Genomic DNA, 791 nt, shown 5'->3' with positions numbered 1-791 from the left:
GCTCTTGTTATGAAAAAAGCATTAGCACAATGGATACGGTAAAACCGTTCAAAGTCAATGTAGCCGCGGTCTACGACGTAAAAGCTGTCAGCCTCGTACTTAACCATATCAAAAATGCTAAGTTCATGAACAAAGCCAGAAGTAATTTCGATAAACTCTGGAATTGAAGTTTTTAAATCCAGCTGTGTGTGAACTTTAACGCCTCCTCTGTTGTGTTTGTATTTAGCCCAGTAAAAAGCAGAAAGCGATACATCTATAACTGTAGCATCGATCGCAAAGATGTTGCTATCAATATCAACTTCGAGTCTATGATCGTCGTTCAGGTAAAGGCTTTTTGCTTCCTGGATAAGTTGCATACATAAGTCTGCATATATTTTCCAGTTTCTTTGTTCATTCGCTCTGGACAAAGTTGTTTTTGAAATGACTTCACCGATGCCAAGATGATACAATTTAGCCGCATTGGCAGTCAAACACAAAATAGTATCGGATAGACTTTCCCGATGTGTTAGCTGACCAAAAGCCATACAGAGGAATTGTTTCCAACATGTGAACTGTTTAGTCTTGTAGTCGCCATTATATCGTTTGACACAGTTATAGAAGGATTTGTGCGAAATAAGTGAGATTATTTGCGAAAAGATGTATTTGCCCTGATTCATCGGTATTGATTATCAGACAATTATACAAAGGCTATTTTAAATGATTTTCAAATCGTTTCCACATCAAAATCGCATCAAATCCAATACAGACAACAATTTCAAAGAACTTCTATTTGCAACAACGCAACGCTTGTG

Annotated in this window: 1 protein-coding gene; it reads right to left on the bottom strand. The window is 37.3% G+C overall.

Going from position 1 to position 791, the window contains the following annotated elements:
* Window positions 1-656: IS4 family transposase (locus A3860_RS05485; protein ID WP_143773966.1), on the bottom strand; the 656-nt coding region annotated here is incomplete at its 3' end.
* Between the last annotated feature and the right edge of the window lie 135 nt (window positions 657-791).

The sequence above is a fragment of the Niastella vici genome (genome assembly GCF_002077945.1).
Taxonomy (GTDB): domain Bacteria; phylum Bacteroidota; class Bacteroidia; order Chitinophagales; family Chitinophagaceae; genus Niastella; species Niastella vici.
The sequence above is the reverse complement of the archived record's forward strand: the minus strand, read 5'-3'. Positions and strand labels throughout refer to the sequence as shown.